This is a genomic window from Chromobacterium sp. Beijing, assembly GCF_021496765.1.
Lineage (GTDB): Bacteria > Pseudomonadota > Gammaproteobacteria > Burkholderiales > Chromobacteriaceae > Chromobacterium.
In genome coordinates this window covers 2,533,702-2,550,076 of record NZ_CP053750.1, presented here as the reverse complement: position 1 = coordinate 2,550,076, position 16,375 = coordinate 2,533,702, and the positions used below count along the sequence as shown (strand labels likewise).

Genomic DNA, 16,375 nt, shown 5'->3' with positions numbered 1-16,375 from the left:
AGCGGCGATTGTAGCTTTTTTTTAACGCGTTCTCAGCCCTAGCATGATTTACGTTTACGTAATCGTCAACTTGTGGGATGAATGAAAAAAACAAAAGCGATGCGTACCGTCCACCAGGAGAGAGAGATTCGATGACCTTGCCCAGCTATGTCCACGGCGCCTGTCCGCAAGCCTTGATCGGCCAGACCATAGGCCAGTTGTTCGACCAGACCTGCCGCGAGCACGGCCGCCGCGAAGCGCTGGTGGTGCGCCATCAGCAGATACGCTGGAGTTACGAGGAATTGCGCGAGCAGGTGGACCGGCTGGCCTGCGGCCTGATCCGGCTGGGACTCAAGCCCGGCGACCGCATCGGCATCTGGTCGCAGAACAACGCGGAATGGGTGTTGACTCAGTTCGCCACCGCCAAGGCCGGCCTGATCATGGTCAACATCAATCCGGCCTATCGCCGCTCCGAGCTGGAATACGCGCTGAGCAAGGTGGGCTGCCGCGCATTGATCCTGTCGCCCAGCTTCAAGAGCAGCGACTACCTGGCGATGGCGGCGGATCTGCTGCCGGAGCTGACCGCCAGCGAGCCGGGCCGGCTCAAGTCCGCCGCCATGCCGCAGCTGGAAATCGTCATCCGTCTGGGGCGGCAGCGCACGCCGGGCATGTTTAATTTCGCCGATCTGATGGCCGCGCCGTCGGCCGAGGAGAAAGCCGGGTTGCAGCGCTTGGGCGAGACGCTGCAGTTCGACGACGTGATCAATATCCAGTTCACCTCCGGCACCACCGGCAGCCCCAAGGGCGCCACCCTGACCCATCACAACATCCTGAACAACGCTTACTTCGCCGGCGCGGCGATGGCTTTCGGCCCGGACGACCGGCTGTGCATCCCGGTGCCGCTTTATCATTGCTTCGGCATGGTGCTGGGCACTTTGCTGTGCCTGAGCCACGGCGCGGCCATGGTGTTTCCGGCGGAGAGCTTCGACGCGCAGGAGGTGTTGCGCACGGTGCAGGAGGAGGGCTGCACCGGCCTGCACGGGGTGCCGACGATGTTCATCTCGGTGCTGGATCGGCCGGATTTTTCCGATTACGACGTGTCCACGCTGCGCACCGGCATCATGGCCGGCAGCCCGTGTCCGATCGAGGTGATGAAGCGGGTGACCAGCCAGCTCAATATGAGCCAGGTGACCATAGGCTACGGCATGACCGAGACCAGTCCGCTGAGCTTCCAGAGCGCCACCGACACGCCGCTGGACAAGCGCGTGGCCACGGTGGGGCGCATCCATCCGCACGTGGAGGTGAAGATCGTGGACGTGGAAGGCCGCATCACGCCGCGCGGTCAGAGCGGCGAGTTGTGCACGCGCGGTTATTCGGTGATGCCCGGCTATTGGGGCGACCCGGCCAAGACCGCGGAGGCGATAGACGCCGCCGGCTGGATGCGCACCGGCGATTTGGCGGAGATGGACGCGGACGGTTACGTCAACATCGTCGGCCGGGTCAAGGACATGGTGATCCGCGGCGGCGAGAACATCTATCCGCGCGAGGTGGAGGAATTTCTCTACCGCCATCCCAAGATTCAGGACGTGCAGGTGATCGGGGTGCCGGACGAGCGCTTCGGCGAGGAGTTGTGCGCGTGGATCCGGCTGCGCGACGGCGAAAGCGCCGACGCCGACGATATCCGTGCTTTTTGCCAGGGGCAGATCGCGCATTACAAGATTCCGCGTTACATCGAATTCGTCGATAGTTTCCCGATGACCATCACCGGCAAGATTCAGAAATTCGTCATGCGGGAGAAGATGAAGGAGAAGTTGGGTCTGGCGGACGGCAAAACCGCCTGACCCGTCTCAAACAATGGGAGCAAAAGCCCCGGCTTGCCGGGGCTTTTTGGCTTACAATGCCGCCAGACTGATCTTTAAGCTGAGGAATCCATCATGACTACCGTATTCAACGACGCCGATCTGCTGCGTCTGGAAAACCTGCTGACCCCCTTGTCCGCCAGCGGCAGCACCATGCGCCCGGACGAAGTGCAGGGCTTTTTCGCCGCGCTGGCGTGCGGTCCGGACGCGGTGGACGCCGATTTCTGGCTGGAAGAAGTGCTGGGCGACGCGCCGGCCTTTGAAAACGCGGACGACGCGGCGGAACTGAAAACCCTGCTGCAGAAGCTGTACGACGCCACCGCCGCCGCGCTGGCGGCCGGCGACGAGCTGGACCTGATCCTGTACGCGGAAGACGACAGCGACAGCGACGAGCCGGACTACTGGCCGTGGGCCAACGCCTTCCTCTACGCGCTGGACGTGGTGGACACCGATTGGTTCGAAGTGGCCGACGAGGACGAGGGCTTTGAAAGCCTGATGATGCCGATGCTGGTGTTGGGCGGCGCTTTCGAGCAGGAAGACGGCGAAGACCTGCTGACCTTCAGCGACGAAGAAGTGGAAGGCTACAAGGAAGAAATGCTGGAAGCGCTGGCCGCGGTCCACACCTACTGGCGCGCCAAGGAACAGGCGCCCAGCACCGTGCGCCGCGAAGGCGACAAAGTGGGCCGCAACGACGTCTGCCCGTGCGGCAGCGGCAAGAAGTACAAGGCCTGCTGCGGCCGCAACTGATTGTCCCGCGCGTTGCGCCGGGCGTTAAAAAAAGGAAGCCGGGAGGCTTCCTTTTTTCATGCCGGCGCGCCTTGGCGCTTGCTGAAATTGTTAAGTACCGGCCGCGGCGGCGGGCTTTAGCGCGCGTTCCGCGGCCTCCCGGGCGTTGAGCCGGTCGATGTAATCGAATACGTCCAGCAGCGAGGTGGTCAGCGCCAGCACTTGCTCAAGCAGGCTGAAGAAGCCTTCCCAATAGCCTTTGGCGGCGCTGTCGTCGCTAAAGTCTATGTCCGCGGCGATTTGGGCGAGCAGGTTTCGCAGCCCGTCGTCGGGATTGTCCTGCAGATACTTGATGAAATGTCCTGCGAATTCGCGGCCCAGCAAATGCGCGGCGTGTTGGTCGTCTATGGGCGGAACTTGCCAGCAATGAACGCCGCGCCGGTTGGACGCGTTGGCTGCAAACGGCAATTCCGCGCGGGACGTCGGGTCCGGGTCTGGACGGTAATGGCGGCGGGATGGGGTTTTGATCGACATGATCACCTCCGTGTAGCGGTTTTTCATTGCCACCCCCACGGCCAAGCGGAGGTGGCAGACCGAACAGGGTTGGCCGACCGGACTACACGACTCCGGCACACCCGCTAAGGTGTCCCCACCCGGCCCGCCATTGTGAGCGCGCACGAGTGCAGCGATCCAAACGCAAAGCTCAAGCGCTTGTTCGCAGTGTAGTTCGCCGGACGGCCAAGTCCGGTGCCGCGAGGAACGGCACGGCAGCGATTGTGCACAGTTGCCCGCTGCCCGGTCAAGGCGCAGGCCGGGCGTTAAAAGCCCGTCAATGCTCGCTTACGCGGCCGGTATCGGCCGCGGGCGGAAAATAGCCGGCCGGCAAGCCCGGATGGGTGCGGCCATGAAAAAGCGGCGCGCTCCCTTGGATGGGAAGACGCGCCGCGTGCCTGGCGGTGAGCGGTGGGCTTAGCCGTTCAGCGCCGGGTAGTCGGTGTAACCGCGCGCGTCGCCGCCGTAGAAGGTGGCCAGGTCCGGCGGGTTCAGCGGCGCGCCGCTTTGCAGGCGTTCGGCCAGGTCCGGGTTGGCGATATAGCTGCGGCCGAAGGCGGCGGCGTCGATATAGCCTTGGCGGATCAGGGTTTCCGCCTTTTCCGCGGTGTAGGCGCCGGCGCCTATGATCACGCCCGGATAACGCTGGCGCAGCGCCTGGCGGAAGCCCTCGTCCAGCACCGGGCCGCCGGCCCAGTCCGGTTCGGAAATGTGCAGGAAGGCCAGTTTGCGCTTGGCCAGTTCCTCGGCCAGATAGAGCGCCATCTCCAGTTGATCGGTATTGCTGATGCCGTTGAAAACGCCCAGCGGCGAGATGCGGATGCCCACGTGCTCGGCGTCCCATTCCGACACCACCGCGTCCACCACCTCCAGCAGGAAGCGCGCGCGATTGGCCACGCTGCCGCCGTATTCGTCGGTGCGGACATTGGCCTGCGGCGACAGGAACTGGTCCAGCAGATAGCCGTGGGCGCCGTGGATTTCCACCAGGTCGAAGCCGGCGCGGCGCGCGTTGTCGGTGGCGCGGCGATAGTCTTCCAGGATGTCGGCCAGTTCGGACACTTCCAGCGCGCGCGGGGTGTCGCACTGCTCGCGCACCAGGCTGCCGTCCGCGGCGCGGATATTGGTGCGGCTGTCGGCCTGGATCGCCGACGGCGCCACCGGCGCTTCGCCGTCCGGCTGCAAGGAGCGGTGGGAAATGCGGCCGGTGTGCCACAGTTGCAGCGCGGTCAGGCCGCCCTTGGCGTGCACCGCGGCGTTGACCTTGGTCCAGGCCGCCACTTGCGCCTCGCTGTAGATGCCCGGCGCGCCGGCGTAGCCCTTGGCGGTGGGGGAGATGTGGGTGCCTTCCGCCACGATCAGGCCGGCGCCGGCGCGCTGGGCGTAATAGGTTTCCGCCAGCGCGGTGGGCACGTCGCCCGGCTCGGTGTTGCGCAGCCGGGTCAGCGGCGCCATCGCCACGCGGTTTTTCAGGGTCACGGCGCCTACGCGCAGCGGGGTGAACAGTTTGTCGGCTTGCATTGCGATGTCCTTGGCTCTATTTAAGCGGGGAAAAGTGGGCGGGCGCGATCACAGATCGAAACCGAAACCCTGTTTGCGCGCCACCGGCGCGACCTGCGGGAAATACACGTTGCGGTAATACTGCGCGGTGTTGGCGGACCAGGGCTGGCCGTCGGCGCGCTGAATGCTCTTCCAGTAATCCATGATGGACGCGTCGTACTGCGCGATCATAGCCGGCAGTTCCGCCGCCTGGTAGCGTTCGCGGTGCACAAAGCTGGCGCGCGGCAGCCGCGGCTTGACCGCGCTGTCCTGATCGGCGTAGCCCAGCACCACGCCCACCAGCGGGAAGGTCAGTTCCGGCAGCTCCAGCAGTTCCACCATGGCTTGCGGGTCGCGGCGGATGCCGCCGATGGGCACCACGCTCAGGCCGGCGGAACGGGCCGCGGTCATGATGTTGCCCAGGGCGATGCCGGCGTCCACCGCGCCGACGGCGAAGGCTTCCACGCTGTTGTGGATCACTTGCTCGGCGCCGGCTTTTTCCACGCCGATCCGGGTTTTGTAGAAGTCGGGAACAATGGCGACGAAGACCGGCGCCTGGGCGATCCACGGCTGGCCGCCGGCGATTTCGGCGATTTTTTGGCGACGCTCCGCGTCCTGCACCACCACCAGCGACACCTGCTGGCCGTTGATGGAGGTGGGGCCTTTCCAGGCGGCGTCCAGCACCGCGTCCAGCACCTCGGCGGGAATGGGTTTGTCCTGGTAGCTGCGCACGCTGCGGTGCTCTTGCATTAGTTCCAGTGTCGAGTTCATGCTTGGGACTCCTTCAAGTAGACCAGTCGTCTAGTTTTAATGTCAAAATAACCCGCTCCGGGGAGCGGGGGAGGGCGCGGCCTCGCCTTGGTTAGGGCGCGCGCAGAATTTGTTGCGTGTGCGCCATCGCCGCCAACAGCGGCGCGCGCGAATGTTGAGTCTTGAACAGCAGCGCGCTGCCCACCCACAGGCTGTACAGCGCGCTGGCGGTCTCGTCCGGCAGCAGGTCCGCGTCAAGCGAGCCTTCCTGCTGGCCGCGGCGGATGCAGGCGGCCAGATTGCGCACCACGAAACCCATGCCTTCCGCCAGCGCCTCGCGCATCGGCTCGGACAGGTCGGAGACCTCGGCGGCCAGCTTCACCGCCAGGCAACAGCGCTGCGGCTGATCGCAACGGTGGGTTTCCAGCCAGCCGTCGAAATAATGCAGCAGGCAATCGCGGGCGCTGCCGGCGTCCTTGGACAGAAAGCTCACCAGTCTGCCGTCGTATTTCTCAAAATAACGACGCAGCAGTTCCACGCCATAGCCTTCCTTGCTGCGGAAGTAATGGTAGAACGAACCCTTGGGCACCCCGGCCGCGCCGAGGATTTCCGCCAGGCCCACGGCGGAGAAGCTCTTGCCGAGGATGATGGCTTCGCCGGTGGCCAGCAGGTGTTCGCGAGTGTCTGAAAACTGGTTGGGACGTGACATGGGCTGAAGTCTACTAGACCGGTCGTCTAGTTTCAAGAAATTTTTCAATCCTTGGGAGAGGCGCGCGCTGGCGACAAGGGCGGGCCGGCGAATCAGGCGGGCTTGGCATGCTTTTAGCATGGTAAATATTGATAATAAGAATCAATTGCAACTACAATGCCGGGTTTTACGCTAAGCGCCTGTTCATGATCCCGCGAGTAAGAGCGAGACAAGGCGAAAACGAGCGAAAAGCGGAAGGTATGCGTGGCATATGAGTATTTTGAGCGGGTGCTCACCGTGCAACGCTGCACGAAGCGCAGCAGATTTTTGAACAGGTTCTAAGCCGACGATGCGAGAGGAAACCCTATGAAGTCAATCTGGAAGCTGCTGGCCATCGTCCTGCTGAGCGGCTGCGCGGCCCTGTCTCAGGAGGCCGAACCGGCCGGGGACCCGCCCGGCCGCATTGTGGACCTGCGCAGCGGCGAAGTTTTGCAGCCGGCACAATTGTTGCAGCGGCTGGCCCCGGCGCCGCGGCTGCTGGTGGGGGAAAAGCACGACAACCGCGAGCACCACCGCATCGAACGCTGGCTGGCGACGGAACTGGCGGCGCAGCGGCCGCAGGGCAGCGTGCTGCTGGAAATGCTGACCCCGTCGCAGCAGGCCAAGGTGGAACAGGCGCAGGCCCGGCTGCGCGCCGGCCAGCCGCTGTCCGGCGCCGCGCTCGCCCAGGCGGTGGATTGGCTGCCGGGCTGGCCGTGGCCCTTGTACGGCAAACTGGCCGAGCATGTGATGCGCGCGCCTTATCCGGTGCTGGCGGCCAATCTGGACAGGAACGAGATGCAGGCGGTGTACCGCAGCCAGGTGCAATTGCCGGGCCAGGCGTCCACGCGGCCTGAGGTGCGCGCCAAGCTGAGCGAACTGATCCGCGAGGAGCACGGCGGGGAGGTCAAGGCCGAACATCTGGCTTCGATGCTGGCGGTGCAGCAGGCGCGGGACCGGCGCATGGCCGAGCGGCTGCTGGCGGCGCCGGCGCCGGCGCTGTTGATCGCCGGCGCTTATCACGCCGCCGCCGACATCGGCGTGCCGCTGCATGTGCGCGATTTGCAGCCGCAAACGCCGCTGCGGGTGCTGATCCTGGCGGAAGAGGGCATGAAGCTGGACGCGCGCCAGGGCGATTACGCCTGGTTCGCGGCGCCGGCCCGGCCTTGAGCGCGGTTGCGCTGCGCTTATATATTGATAATGATTCTCATTACGTATAACATTCTCAACTCGAACAAATAAAACTTCGCTTGGATTTCCGATGATGAACACCATGAAACGAGCGGCGACAGGCTGCGCGCTGGCAGGCGCGTGCTGGCCGCTGACGGCGCTGGCGGAAGCCGGCGCGGCCATGCCGGCCGACCTGAGCGCGCTGGGCATGTACCGCGCGGCCGACCCGGTCGTGAAGACCGTGATCCTGGGCCTGCTGCTGGCGGCGCTGGCCTGCTGGGTGGTGCTGCTGGTCAAGGGCGCGGCGCTGTGGCGCGCCGACCGCGCCACCGGCCGCGCGCTCAGCCTGCTGGGCGAGGCCGCCACGCTGAGCGAGGCCCGCGCCGGCTGCGCCGCGCAGCCGGCGCACGAGCCGGCCCGCGGCTTGCTGGCCGAAGCCGACGCCGAGCTGCGCTTGTCCTCGCCCGGCGCGCCGCGCGACAGCGTGCAGGCGCGGGCGGGCTTCCGGCTGGAGCAATGGCAGGCGGAGCAGGGGCGGCGCTTGGCCGCCGGCATCGGCCTGCTGGCCACCATAGGCGCGGTGGCGCCCTTCGTCGGCCTGTTCGGCACGGTGTGGGGCATCATGAACAGCTTCGTCGGCATCGCCCGCAGCGGCAGCAGCTCCTTGGCCACCGTGGCCCCGGGCATCGCCGAGGCCTTGCTCGCCACCGCCGTCGGCCTGGTGGCCGCCATCCCGCCGTGGTGATCTACAACCTGTTCAGCCGCGCGCTGGCCCGGCACAAAGGCCGCAGCCAGCAGGCGGCCGGCCTGGCGCTCTTGCTGCTTAGCCGCGAGCTGGACGTCCGCGCGGAGAGCGCTTGAATGGCCGGCGGTTTTCCCAGCAGCCAGGACGAGGGCCTGGCGGAGCTGTCCGATATCAACGTCACCCCCTTCATCGACGTGATGCTGGTGCTGCTGATCATCTTCATGGTGGTGGCGCCGCTGTCCACCGTGGACACCCGGATCGAACTGCCGGCCTCCAGCGCGCGCCAGCAGCCGCGGCCGGACAAGCCGCTCTACCTGTCGATGAATCAGGACCGCTCGCTGCAACTGGGCAAGCAGCCGGTGACGCTGGCGGAGCTGGCCGCGCGGCTGGACCGCGACAGCGGCGGCCGTCGCGACACCCCGCTGTTTTTCCAGGCAGACCGCCAGGCGCGCTACGAAGACGTGATGGCGGTGATGGACGCTTTGCGCGAGGCCGGCTATCTGAGCGTCGGCCTGGTCGCCCGCGAGGGCGGCTGAGATGGCCGTCGCCGCATGGGATCGTCCGCCGCTGCCGCTGGCCAGCTGGGGCAACGCCTGTTTGCTGACGCTGGGGGCGCCGCTGTTGGCGCTGCGCCTATACCTGTCCGTGGCCGAGCCGGTTCCGGCCCCGGCCGCGCCGGCCGCCGTGATGCGGGTGTGGGCCGCGGAGGTCAGCGCCGAGCCGTCCAGCCGTCCGCTGCCCACCGGCGCGCAGCAAAGCCTGGCCGCCGCCGCCAGCCGGCCCAAGGCCGAGCGCCGTCCGGAGCGGCTGCCCAAGCTGGCCGAGGCGGAAGCGCCGCGGCTGTTGGCGGCGCGGCAAAGCCGGGAACAGCCCGCGGACAAGGCGGAGGCGCGGGACAGCGAGCAGGCCTCGCAATCCGCGCCGGCCGCCAGCAGCGCCGCGCCGCGGGCCGACGCCGGGGAGGTCGCCGCCGCGCCGTTCAATAGCGAGGGCGCGGCGCGTGCGCTGAAGCAGAGCTGGGAGGGACGGGTGCAAAGCCATCTGGCGCGTTTCCGCCGCTATCCGGAAGACGCCAGCCGCCGCCGCCGCGACGGGGTGGTCAAGATGAGCTTCGTCGTCGACGCCGATGGCCGGGTCTTGTCCAGCCAGCAATTGGCCGGCTCCGGCACCGCCTCGCTGGACCGCGAGGCCGCCGCCATGCTGCAGCGCGCCCAGCCCTTGCCGGCGCCGCCGGCGGATCTGCTCAAGGGCGGCCGGGTCAGCGTCAGCCTGCCGATGCGCTTCGAGCTGAGCGAATCTTAAGCCCGGTTCCGCTCCCGTCCTGTAGCGCCTATCCATCCGGTTTTTCGCGTCGCCGCCGGCGGCGCGCATCCTGAATCGAGGTTCGCATGAAGTTGAATTCCCATCTGTCCGCGGCGGCGCTGGCCGGCGTCTTGCTGGCGTTCGCGCCGGCCGCGTCCGCGGACGCGCCGCCGCAGGCCGAACGCCGGCCGCAAAAGTTGGAAGCGCACGGCGATGTGCGCGTCGACGACTACGCCTGGCTGCGCGACGACAGCCGCAGCCGGCCGGACGTGCTGGCTCATCTGGAAGCGGAAAACCGCTACGCCGAAGCCCAGCTGGCGGCCGCCGAGCCGCTGCGCCGCACGCTGTTGGCCGAGATGCGGGCGCGCATCGGCGAGCGCGACAGCTCGCTGCCCTTTGTCGACGGCGGCTGGCGCTATCGCGAAAGCTATGCACCGGGTGGCCAGCAGCCGCGGCTGGAGCGTCAGCCCGCCGCCGGCGGCCGCTGGCAGTTGCTGCTGGACGGGACCGAACGCGCCGCCGGCCAGCGTTACTACCGCTTGGGCGCCTGGAGCGTGGCCGCCGGCCGGCCGATGCTGGCGGCGGCGGAAGATCTGGGCGCGCGCGGCGCCTCGCGGCTGTCGCTGCGCGATCTGTCCAGCGGCCGCTGGCTGCCGGAAACGCTGGAGCAGGCGTCCGGCAGCCTGCAGTGGAGCGCAGACGGCGGCAGCCTGTTTTACGTCAAGCTGCACCCGCAAACCTTGCGCCCCTACCAGCTCTACCGCCATCGCCCCGGCCAGCCGCAGAGCCGGGACGCGCTGGTTTACCAGGAGGACGACGAGGCCTTCTCGCTGAACCTGTCCAATACCGCCTCGCGCCGCTATCTGCAATTGATCGCCAGCAGCGCCGACAGCTCGGAAACCTGGCTGCTGGACGCGCATGCGCCGGACGCGCCGCCGCGGCGTTTCGCCGCGCGCCGGCCGGGCCGCGAATACTATCTGGATCACTACCGCGACCGCTTCTACCTGCGTTCCAACCACGAGGGCGGGCGCTTCGGCCTGTACCGCGCGGCGGCGCCGGGCGCGGATTGGGAGGCGGTGCTGCCGCCCGACCCCAAGCGCGAGCTGGACAGCTTCCAGCTGTTCCGCCGCTACCTGGTGGTTAAGGAGCGCGCGGACGGGCTGACCCGCATCCGCCGCATCGCCTGGCGGGGCGGCGAGGAGCGCAGCCTGGCTTTCCCGGACCCGAGCTACCGCGCCTGGCTGGCCTACAACCCGGACCCGGACAGCGGCCGCCTGCGTTATGGCTATTCCTCGATGAGCACGCCGACCTCCACCTATGAATGGGACATGGCCAGCGGCGGCAGCCGTCTGTTGCAGCGCAAGGCGATCGCCGGCTATCGGGCCGGGGACTATCGCAGCGAGCGGGTCTGGCTGACGATGCGCGATGGCGCGCGCGCGCCGGTGTCCTTGGTCTACCGCAAATCCTTGTTCCGCAAAGGCGGCAATCCCTTGCTGGCCTATGGCTACGGCGCTTACGGCACCAGCATGGACGCCGCCTTCGGCAGCCAGCAGCTCAGCCTGCTGGACCGCGGCTTCGTCTTCGCCATCGTCCACGTGCGCGGCGGCGGGGAACTGGGCGAGGACTGGCACCGCCAGGGCAGGCTGGAACGCAAGATCAACAGCTTCAACGATTTCGTGGACGCCGGCCGCGGCCTGCTGCGCCAGGGCTACGCCGCGCCCGGCCGCTTGTACGCGATGGGCGGCAGCGCCGGCGGCCTGCTGGTGGCCGCGGCGATGAACCAGGCGCCGGAACTGTTCCGCGCGGTGGTGGCGCAAGTGCCCTTCGTCGACGTGCTCTCCACCATGCAGGACCCGACGCTGCCGCTGACCACGGGCGAGTACGGCGAGTGGGGCAATCCGGAACGGGCCGAGGCCTACCGCTGGATCAAGGCCTACAGCCCCTATGACAATGTGGCCGCGCGACGCTACCCGCATCTGCTGGTCAGCGCCGGCCTGCACGACGGCCAGGTGCCGTACTGGGAGCCGGCCAAATGGGTGGCCAAGCTGCGCGAGCGGCAATGGCCGGGCCAGCGCCTGTTGCTGTTCACCGACATGACGGCCGGCCATCGCGGCCAGTCCGGCCGCTTGAACCGGCTGGAGGCGGCGGCGCGCGATTACGCCTTCCTGCTGACGGTGGACGCCGAGCCGCCGTCCCCGTCCGCGGCGCAAGCCGGAAGCTAATCTTGATCTCCGCCGCCGGCCGCGCCGGCGGCGGGCTGGAGCCCGTCACCATGTCCATTTCGTCCCCCGCCTGGCCGCCTGGCCCGCGGCTCTCCTGTTCCAAGCCGTCCGTTTTCGCGCCTGACGCGGCGGACGGCGATCACTGTGGAGAGTTTGCTTGTGAAAAAGAAAATGATGGCCCGGCTGGTCGGCGCCGCGCTGGCGGTGGCAGCCGCTCCGGCCAGCGCGGCGGAGAGCGCCGCCGGGCAGGGGAATGTTGAATTCAAACCTTTGGTGGTGTCCGGAGACGCGCTGAGCGATGAGCAGCGCGCGCTGGAGAAACCCGGCGCGGTCAGCAGCCGCGGTGAAAACACCAAGCTGCAATCGCTGGACAGCATCCTGCGCGGGATTCCCGGCACCTATACCCAGATCGACCCCGGCCAGGGCGCGGTCAGCGTCAATATCCGCGGCCTGAGCGGCCTGGGCCGGGTCAACACTATGATAGACGGCGTCAGCCAGAACTATTACGGTTCGGCGCCGTCTTCCTTGAGCCACGGCGCAGCGCCGTCAAGTTCCTTCGGCGCGCTGATCGATCCCAACTTCATCGTCGGCGTCGACGTCACGCGCGGCACCGGCGGCGGCGCCAGCGGCGTCAACGCGCTGGCGGGCAGCGCCAACTTCCGCACCCTGGGCGTGGAAGACGTGATCTTCGACGGCCAACAGCAGGGCGCGCGCCTGAAGTACAGCGTGGGCAGCAACGGCCTGGGCCGCAGCGGCATGGCGGCCGGCGCGGCGCGGACGGAACTGGCGCCCGGCGTGCGCTTAGGCCTGCTGGGGGCGATCAGCAGCAGCTCGATAGGCGGCAATTATCGCAACGCTCAGGGCGTGGACAGCGAGGCCTTCGGTTTCGGCTACGACGAGCACTTCACCCAGAACCCGCAGTCGCAGATGCTTAAAGCCAATCTGCGCGTGGGCGATGTCCACGAGGCGGAACTGTCCGCGCGGCGCTATCGCAACAACTTCGTGCGCCGCGACATCCAGAGCGACGACTTCTACCTGAAGTACAACTACACCCCGCATTCGGAATGGCTGGACTTTTCCGTGCTGGCCAGCCACGGCCGCGGCCGCCAGGCCTATCAGCGCGGTTCCCTGTTCAGCTTCTACAACAGCAGCACGGACAACATCGGCGACGCGCTGGAAGCGCGCAACAGCAGCCGCTTCAGCCTGGCCGGCGGCGATGCCACGCTGAGCGTCGGCGGCAAGTGGATGCGCAACCGCTTCACCCGCAATGTGAACAGCATGGTGCAAAGCACCGACGACAATCCGGACGCCAACCAGCAGGCGATAGAAAACAATATATTCGCGCCGGCCGGCCGCCAGGAAATCCGCAGCCTGTTCACCGGCCTGGAGTTCCGCCGCGGCATTTACACGCTGCAGGCGGATCTCAACTACAGCCGCTTCGCGCTCAGCGGCCATAAACCGGCTTGCGATCCGCGCGTGGAATGCTTCCCGCAAGGCGCGGCCGACATCAAGCTGGAAGAAAGCGCGTTCAACCCCTCGCTCTTGCTGTCCGCCGAGATCAAACCCTGGTTCCAGCCCTTCGCCAGCTATGCGCGCACCATGCGCGGGCCGAATCCGCAAGAGGTCTTCTTCGCCAATTCCGGCGGCCAGTCGATGAACCCCTTCCTGAAAAGCGAACGCGCCGAAACCTACCAATTGGGCGTGACGTCGATGTTCCACGGCCTGCTGAGCGAGCGCGACACCCTGCGCACCAAGGCGCTGTTCTACCGCAGCCGCATCGCCGACTACATCTCCAGCCAGGCCTTCAATGTGTGCAAGGGCGGACGCAAGTGCACGCTGGACGAGTTTTGGTCCAATAGCTCCGACGACTACAACGACGGCATGACCATCTACACCAATTCGCTGACCCCGGTGCGCACCCGCGGTTTCGAACTGGAGGCGGACTACGACGCCGGTTTCGTCTACGCGCGGCTGTCTTACAGCCGCGAGCACACCAGTCAGCCGACCTCCTTCGCCAGCGGCATGTTCTCCGTCGGCAATGTCAGCGAGCTGCCGGACGAGTACTACACGCTGGATCTGGGCAGCCGCTGGCTGGAGCGCAAGCTGGAAGTGGGCGCGCTGTTCAAGCGCGACGGCGCCAACCGCCGGCTGTCGCCGGACCAGTTGCAGGACGACAGTACCAGCGCCTATCTCAAGGAGGAGCAGAAGGCCAATCCGGTGATCATCGACCTCTACGCCAGCTATCGCGTCAACAAGCAATGGCTGATCCGCGCCGGCGTGCGCAACCTGGCCAACCGCAGCTACTCCGAGCCGCTGAACACCTTGAATTCGCTTCCGTCGCAGTCGCCCGACATCTCGCCCAACAGCACGGCGCGCGGCCGCAGTTATATGCTGGCCACCGAACTGCGCTTTTAAGAAGCTGTGTACGATCTGCTGCGCGTCGGCGATACGGCGTTGAAAACGCCTTGTCTCGCCTGAGCTCGCGAGATCATAAACAGGTTCAAAGCCAGGTAGTCTCAGGGTAGATTGTCCAGGTTCCGGCATGACCGGAACCTGGACAAGACCAAACGACAAAGGAGATCTCCATGAACAAGCTCAGCCGCGCGGCCATCGCCGCCTTGTGCGCGCTCAGCGTAGGACACGGCGCGCAGGCCGCCGAGGCCGACAATCGCAACGGCCCGTCCGGCAACGGCGGCAATAATCTGCTGATCGCCGCCGCGGCCTGGAAGCAGACCGCGGCGGAATACCGCGCGCTCTACCATCAGGCTTTCAATCTGGCGCGGATGCGGCTGGATCAGGCGCTGGCGGCGCGCAAGCCCGGCGACAAACCGCTGGCGGTGATCACCGACATCGACGACACCGTGCTCAACGCCGTCAATTACTGGGGCTATCTGATCCAGCAGGACCGGGATTTCTTCGACGACGCGATCTGGGACAAATGGATTCCGGAAAACAAGCTGACCGCCACGCCCGGCGCGCTGGACTTCTTCAACTACGCCCAATCCCAGGGCGTGGAAGTGTTCTACGTCAGCAGCCGCGATCAGGGCGACAAGACCTATGAATACGCGCTGGGCAATCTGCGGGCCGCCGGTTTTCCCTTCGTCGACGAAAAGCACGTGACCATTCTGCGCGACAGCTCCAATAAGGAGCCGCGGCAGAAGGAGATCGCCGCCCAATACCATGTGGTGGCGATGTTGGGCGACAATCTCAATGATTTTCAGCGCAAATACTATGTGAAGGATGTGGACGAGCGCGCGCGCTTGATGGAGGAGGACCGCGAGCTGTTCGGCCGCAAATTCATCCTGATGCCCAATCCCACCGACGGCCACTGGATGCGGGCGATTTTTGGCGACTCCGAGCCGCCGGCCACGGACCGCAACCGCGAGATCTTCAAGAAGGCGGCCAGCAAGTCCGCCTGGAAGCCGGCGCCCTGAGCGGCCGGGCCCGGCGGGCGTTTGCGTCGCGCCGGGTCGGCCACTATGATAGCCGCGGGAGCGCCGCGCGCTGCCCTCGCTTCCGCGGCCGGCAAGGCCCGCCGCGGGTTTGATTCCTTCTCAATGTCTTGAAGCCATGTCCGCCGACGCCACCGCCCCTCTTTCCCCGTCCGATTCTTCCGCCGCGCGCGAACTGGAGCCGGCCATCGCCCCTCATTTGCAATTGCTGGCGCACAGCGCCGGCGAGGAGGTGAGCCGGACCCGCGCCGGGCTCGGCCTGCTGCTGCTGTGGCTGAGCGACGATGTGCTGGGCGCGGTGAACGCGGATTTGCAGGCCTTGGACGTGACCGAGAGCAAGCTGAACGTGTTGATGCTGTTTTCGCTGCAAGAGCAGGGCTGGTGGCGGAACGGGCCGCTGACCCCGTCGGCGATCGCCGATTATCTGGGCGTGACCCGCTCCACCGTCACCGGCCAGCTGGACTGGCTGGAACGGCGCGGTCTGCTGCAACGGCAACTGCGCGACGAAGACCGCCGCAGCCTGGGGCTGAGCCTGACCGAGGCCGGCCGGGAACTGCTGAGACAGGCGCTGCCGGGCTTCTGGCGCGCCTGCCAGCGCCTGACCGAGGCGCTGGACGAGAGCGAATGCGCGGCGCTTTGGCCTTTGCTCGCCAAAGTGTGGTGCCGGCTGAAAGCGGACTGAGGCCGCTTTCTCAGCGCGGCGCGCTGGGCTGAGCGCCGGCCGCCGCCAAGGCGTCCGCGCGGGCGCGGTCGCTGGCCTTGCAGCGGCAATGGCCGATCTGGTGCAGCTCTATCAGGTGGCCGGCCGGATCGCGCAGGAACAACTGCGTCAATTCCGGCGCGGCGACGTTGGCCTGCCGCCAGTGGGCGATGCCTTGCCGCAGCAATTCCGCCTCCGCCTGGGCGATGTCCCGCACCGCCAGCGCCACATGATTGTCCACCGGATCCTGATCCGCGCCCTGAGCGTACGGCGACACGCCGTCGTTGCCCAGCAGATGGATCTGGCAGTCGTTGCCCAGGTCCAGGAAAAACCCGGGCACCCCGGGGATGTGCCAGCGGCCGGCGTCGGCGTCCAGGCCCAGGACGTCGCGGTAAAACGCGCCCATGGCCTCAACCAGGCTCAGAGGCATGCGCAAGCCATGATGGTGCAATTCCAATACTTCGATAGCCATTAGTGTGCTTTCTTAAGTGGAGGGTGACGATAGAGGCGGCCGCCTGTCGCTATATAGTACGTTATACGTACTATACGTCAAGCGTATTTTAAGCGAGACAGATGGAAACCTCAGCCAAGCCAGCAAGCCGCGCGCCAACGGCTATATTGCCTTCATGCAATGCGGGTAGTTTTTCATGCGGAT

At 66.5% G+C, this 16,375-nt stretch carries 16 protein-coding genes; 11 read left to right on the top strand and 5 right to left on the bottom strand.

Annotated elements, in window-relative coordinates:
- Positions 1–131 precede the first annotated feature (131 nt).
- Both HQN78_RS11740 and HQN78_RS11735 read left to right on the top strand, forming a co-directional pair.
- A complete protein-coding gene (locus tag HQN78_RS11740; RefSeq protein ID WP_235089622.1) occupies positions 132–1,820 on the top strand; it encodes an AMP-binding protein in 1,689 nt (562 codons plus the stop codon).
- A gap of 93 nt (positions 1,821–1,913) precedes the next feature.
- A complete protein-coding gene (locus tag HQN78_RS11735) occupies positions 1,914–2,585 on the top strand; it encodes a UPF0149 family protein (RefSeq protein ID WP_146176675.1) in 672 nt (223 codons plus the stop codon).
- 90 nt (positions 2,586–2,675) lie between these two features.
- On the opposite strand, the gene HQN78_RS11730 is transcribed toward HQN78_RS11735, so the two are convergent.
- The 4 genes from HQN78_RS11730 to HQN78_RS11715 form a co-directional block, all read right to left on the bottom strand.
- Positions 2,676–3,098: a hypothetical protein gene (locus HQN78_RS11730; RefSeq protein WP_146176674.1), complete on the bottom strand. Its 423-nt coding sequence runs from the start codon at positions 3,096–3,098 to the stop codon at positions 2,676–2,678.
- Between the two features lie 435 nt (positions 3,099–3,533).
- The gene (gene nemA / locus HQN78_RS11725) at positions 3,534–4,634 is read right to left on the bottom strand and encodes an N-ethylmaleimide reductase (protein ID WP_107799944.1); all 1,101 of its coding nucleotides are present in this window, start codon (positions 4,632–4,634) and stop codon (positions 3,534–3,536) included.
- Between the two features lie 48 nt (positions 4,635–4,682).
- Positions 4,683–5,423, bottom strand: coding sequence for an NADPH-dependent oxidoreductase (locus HQN78_RS11720; RefSeq protein ID WP_227107361.1), 741 nt, complete (start codon positions 5,421–5,423; stop codon positions 4,683–4,685).
- 91 nt (positions 5,424–5,514) lie between these two features.
- Entirely contained in the window at positions 5,515–6,111 is a 597-nt protein-coding gene (locus HQN78_RS11715; protein ID WP_107799942.1) for a TetR/AcrR family transcriptional regulator, read from the bottom strand.
- Between the two features lie 345 nt (positions 6,112–6,456).
- Between HQN78_RS11715 and HQN78_RS11710 the strand changes: the two genes are divergently transcribed.
- The 9 genes from HQN78_RS11710 (at position 6,457) to HQN78_RS11675 (ending at position 15,702) form a co-directional block, all read left to right on the top strand.
- The gene (locus HQN78_RS11710) at positions 6,457–7,299 is read left to right on the top strand and encodes a ChaN family lipoprotein (RefSeq protein WP_235089620.1); all 843 of its coding nucleotides are present in this window, start codon (positions 6,457–6,459) and stop codon (positions 7,297–7,299) included.
- Between the two features lie 91 nt (positions 7,300–7,390).
- Positions 7,391–8,044, top strand: coding sequence for a MotA/TolQ/ExbB proton channel family protein (locus HQN78_RS11705; protein ID WP_235089617.1), 654 nt, complete (start codon positions 7,391–7,393; stop codon positions 8,042–8,044).
- On the top strand, positions 8,038–8,160 hold the full coding sequence (locus tag HQN78_RS25565) for a hypothetical protein (RefSeq protein WP_255701236.1): 123 nt from the start codon (positions 8,038–8,040) through the stop codon (positions 8,158–8,160). Before HQN78_RS11705 ends, HQN78_RS25565 begins: the two co-directional genes overlap by 7 nt.
- On the top strand, positions 8,161–8,580 hold the full coding sequence (exbD, locus tag HQN78_RS11700) for a TonB system transport protein ExbD (RefSeq protein WP_235089616.1): 420 nt from the start codon (positions 8,161–8,163) through the stop codon (positions 8,578–8,580).
- 1 nt (position 8,581) lies between these two features.
- Positions 8,582–9,346, top strand: coding sequence for an energy transducer TonB (locus tag HQN78_RS11695; protein WP_235089615.1), 765 nt, complete (start codon positions 8,582–8,584; stop codon positions 9,344–9,346).
- An 86-nt stretch (positions 9,347–9,432) separates the two neighbouring features.
- Complete coding sequence (locus HQN78_RS11690) at positions 9,433–11,568, top strand: S9 family peptidase (RefSeq protein WP_235089614.1); 2,136 nt, start codon at positions 9,433–9,435, stop codon at positions 11,566–11,568.
- 159 nt (positions 11,569–11,727) lie between these two features.
- A complete protein-coding gene (locus HQN78_RS11685) occupies positions 11,728–13,983 on the top strand; it encodes a TonB-dependent receptor domain-containing protein (RefSeq protein ID WP_235089613.1) in 2,256 nt (751 codons plus the stop codon).
- Positions 13,984–14,153: 170 nt separating this feature from the next.
- Positions 14,154–15,002: a 5'-nucleotidase, lipoprotein e(P4) family gene (locus HQN78_RS11680; protein ID WP_107799937.1), complete on the top strand. Its 849-nt coding sequence runs from the start codon at positions 14,154–14,156 to the stop codon at positions 15,000–15,002.
- 136 nt (positions 15,003–15,138) lie between these two features.
- Positions 15,139–15,702: a MarR family winged helix-turn-helix transcriptional regulator gene (locus HQN78_RS11675; RefSeq protein WP_107799936.1), complete on the top strand. Its 564-nt coding sequence runs from the start codon at positions 15,139–15,141 to the stop codon at positions 15,700–15,702.
- A 10-nt stretch (positions 15,703–15,712) separates the two neighbouring features.
- Here HQN78_RS11675 and HQN78_RS11670 read toward each other — a convergent pair whose 3' ends face one another.
- The gene (locus HQN78_RS11670) at positions 15,713–16,192 is read right to left on the bottom strand and encodes a VOC family protein (protein WP_227107373.1); all 480 of its coding nucleotides are present in this window, start codon (positions 16,190–16,192) and stop codon (positions 15,713–15,715) included.
- Between the last annotated feature and the right edge of the window lie 183 nt (positions 16,193–16,375).

Bases quoted from the DNA above. Each gene is read 5' to 3' on its own strand.
- HQN78_RS11740 (WP_235089622.1), top strand. From the start codon at position 132: ATGACCTTGCCCAGCTATGTCCACGGCGCCTGTCCGCAAGCCTTGATC.
- HQN78_RS11735 (WP_146176675.1), top strand. From the start codon at position 1,914: ATGACTACCGTATTCAACGACGCCGATCTGCTGCGTCTGGAAAACCTG.
- HQN78_RS11730 (WP_146176674.1), bottom strand. From the start codon at position 3,098: ATGTCGATCAAAACCCCATCCCGCCGCCATTACCGTCCAGACCCGGAC.
- nemA (WP_107799944.1), bottom strand. From the start codon at position 4,634: ATGCAAGCCGACAAACTGTTCACCCCGCTGCGCGTAGGCGCCGTGACC.
- HQN78_RS11720 (WP_227107361.1), bottom strand. From the start codon at position 5,423: ATGAACTCGACACTGGAACTAATGCAAGAGCACCGCAGCGTGCGCAGC.
- HQN78_RS11715 (WP_107799942.1), bottom strand. From the start codon at position 6,111: ATGTCACGTCCCAACCAGTTTTCAGACACTCGCGAACACCTGCTGGCC.
- HQN78_RS11710 (WP_235089620.1), top strand. From the start codon at position 6,457: ATGAAGTCAATCTGGAAGCTGCTGGCCATCGTCCTGCTGAGCGGCTGC.
- HQN78_RS11705 (WP_235089617.1), top strand. From the start codon at position 7,391: ATGATGAACACCATGAAACGAGCGGCGACAGGCTGCGCGCTGGCAGGC.
- exbD (WP_235089616.1), top strand. From the start codon at position 8,161: ATGGCCGGCGGTTTTCCCAGCAGCCAGGACGAGGGCCTGGCGGAGCTG.
- HQN78_RS11695 (WP_235089615.1), top strand. From the start codon at position 8,582: ATGGCCGTCGCCGCATGGGATCGTCCGCCGCTGCCGCTGGCCAGCTGG.
- HQN78_RS11690 (WP_235089614.1), top strand. From the start codon at position 9,433: ATGAAGTTGAATTCCCATCTGTCCGCGGCGGCGCTGGCCGGCGTCTTG.
- HQN78_RS11680 (WP_107799937.1), top strand. From the start codon at position 14,154: ATGAACAAGCTCAGCCGCGCGGCCATCGCCGCCTTGTGCGCGCTCAGC.
- HQN78_RS11675 (WP_107799936.1), top strand. From the start codon at position 15,139: ATGTCCGCCGACGCCACCGCCCCTCTTTCCCCGTCCGATTCTTCCGCC.
- HQN78_RS11670 (WP_227107373.1), bottom strand. From the start codon at position 16,192: ATGGCTATCGAAGTATTGGAATTGCACCATCATGGCTTGCGCATGCCT.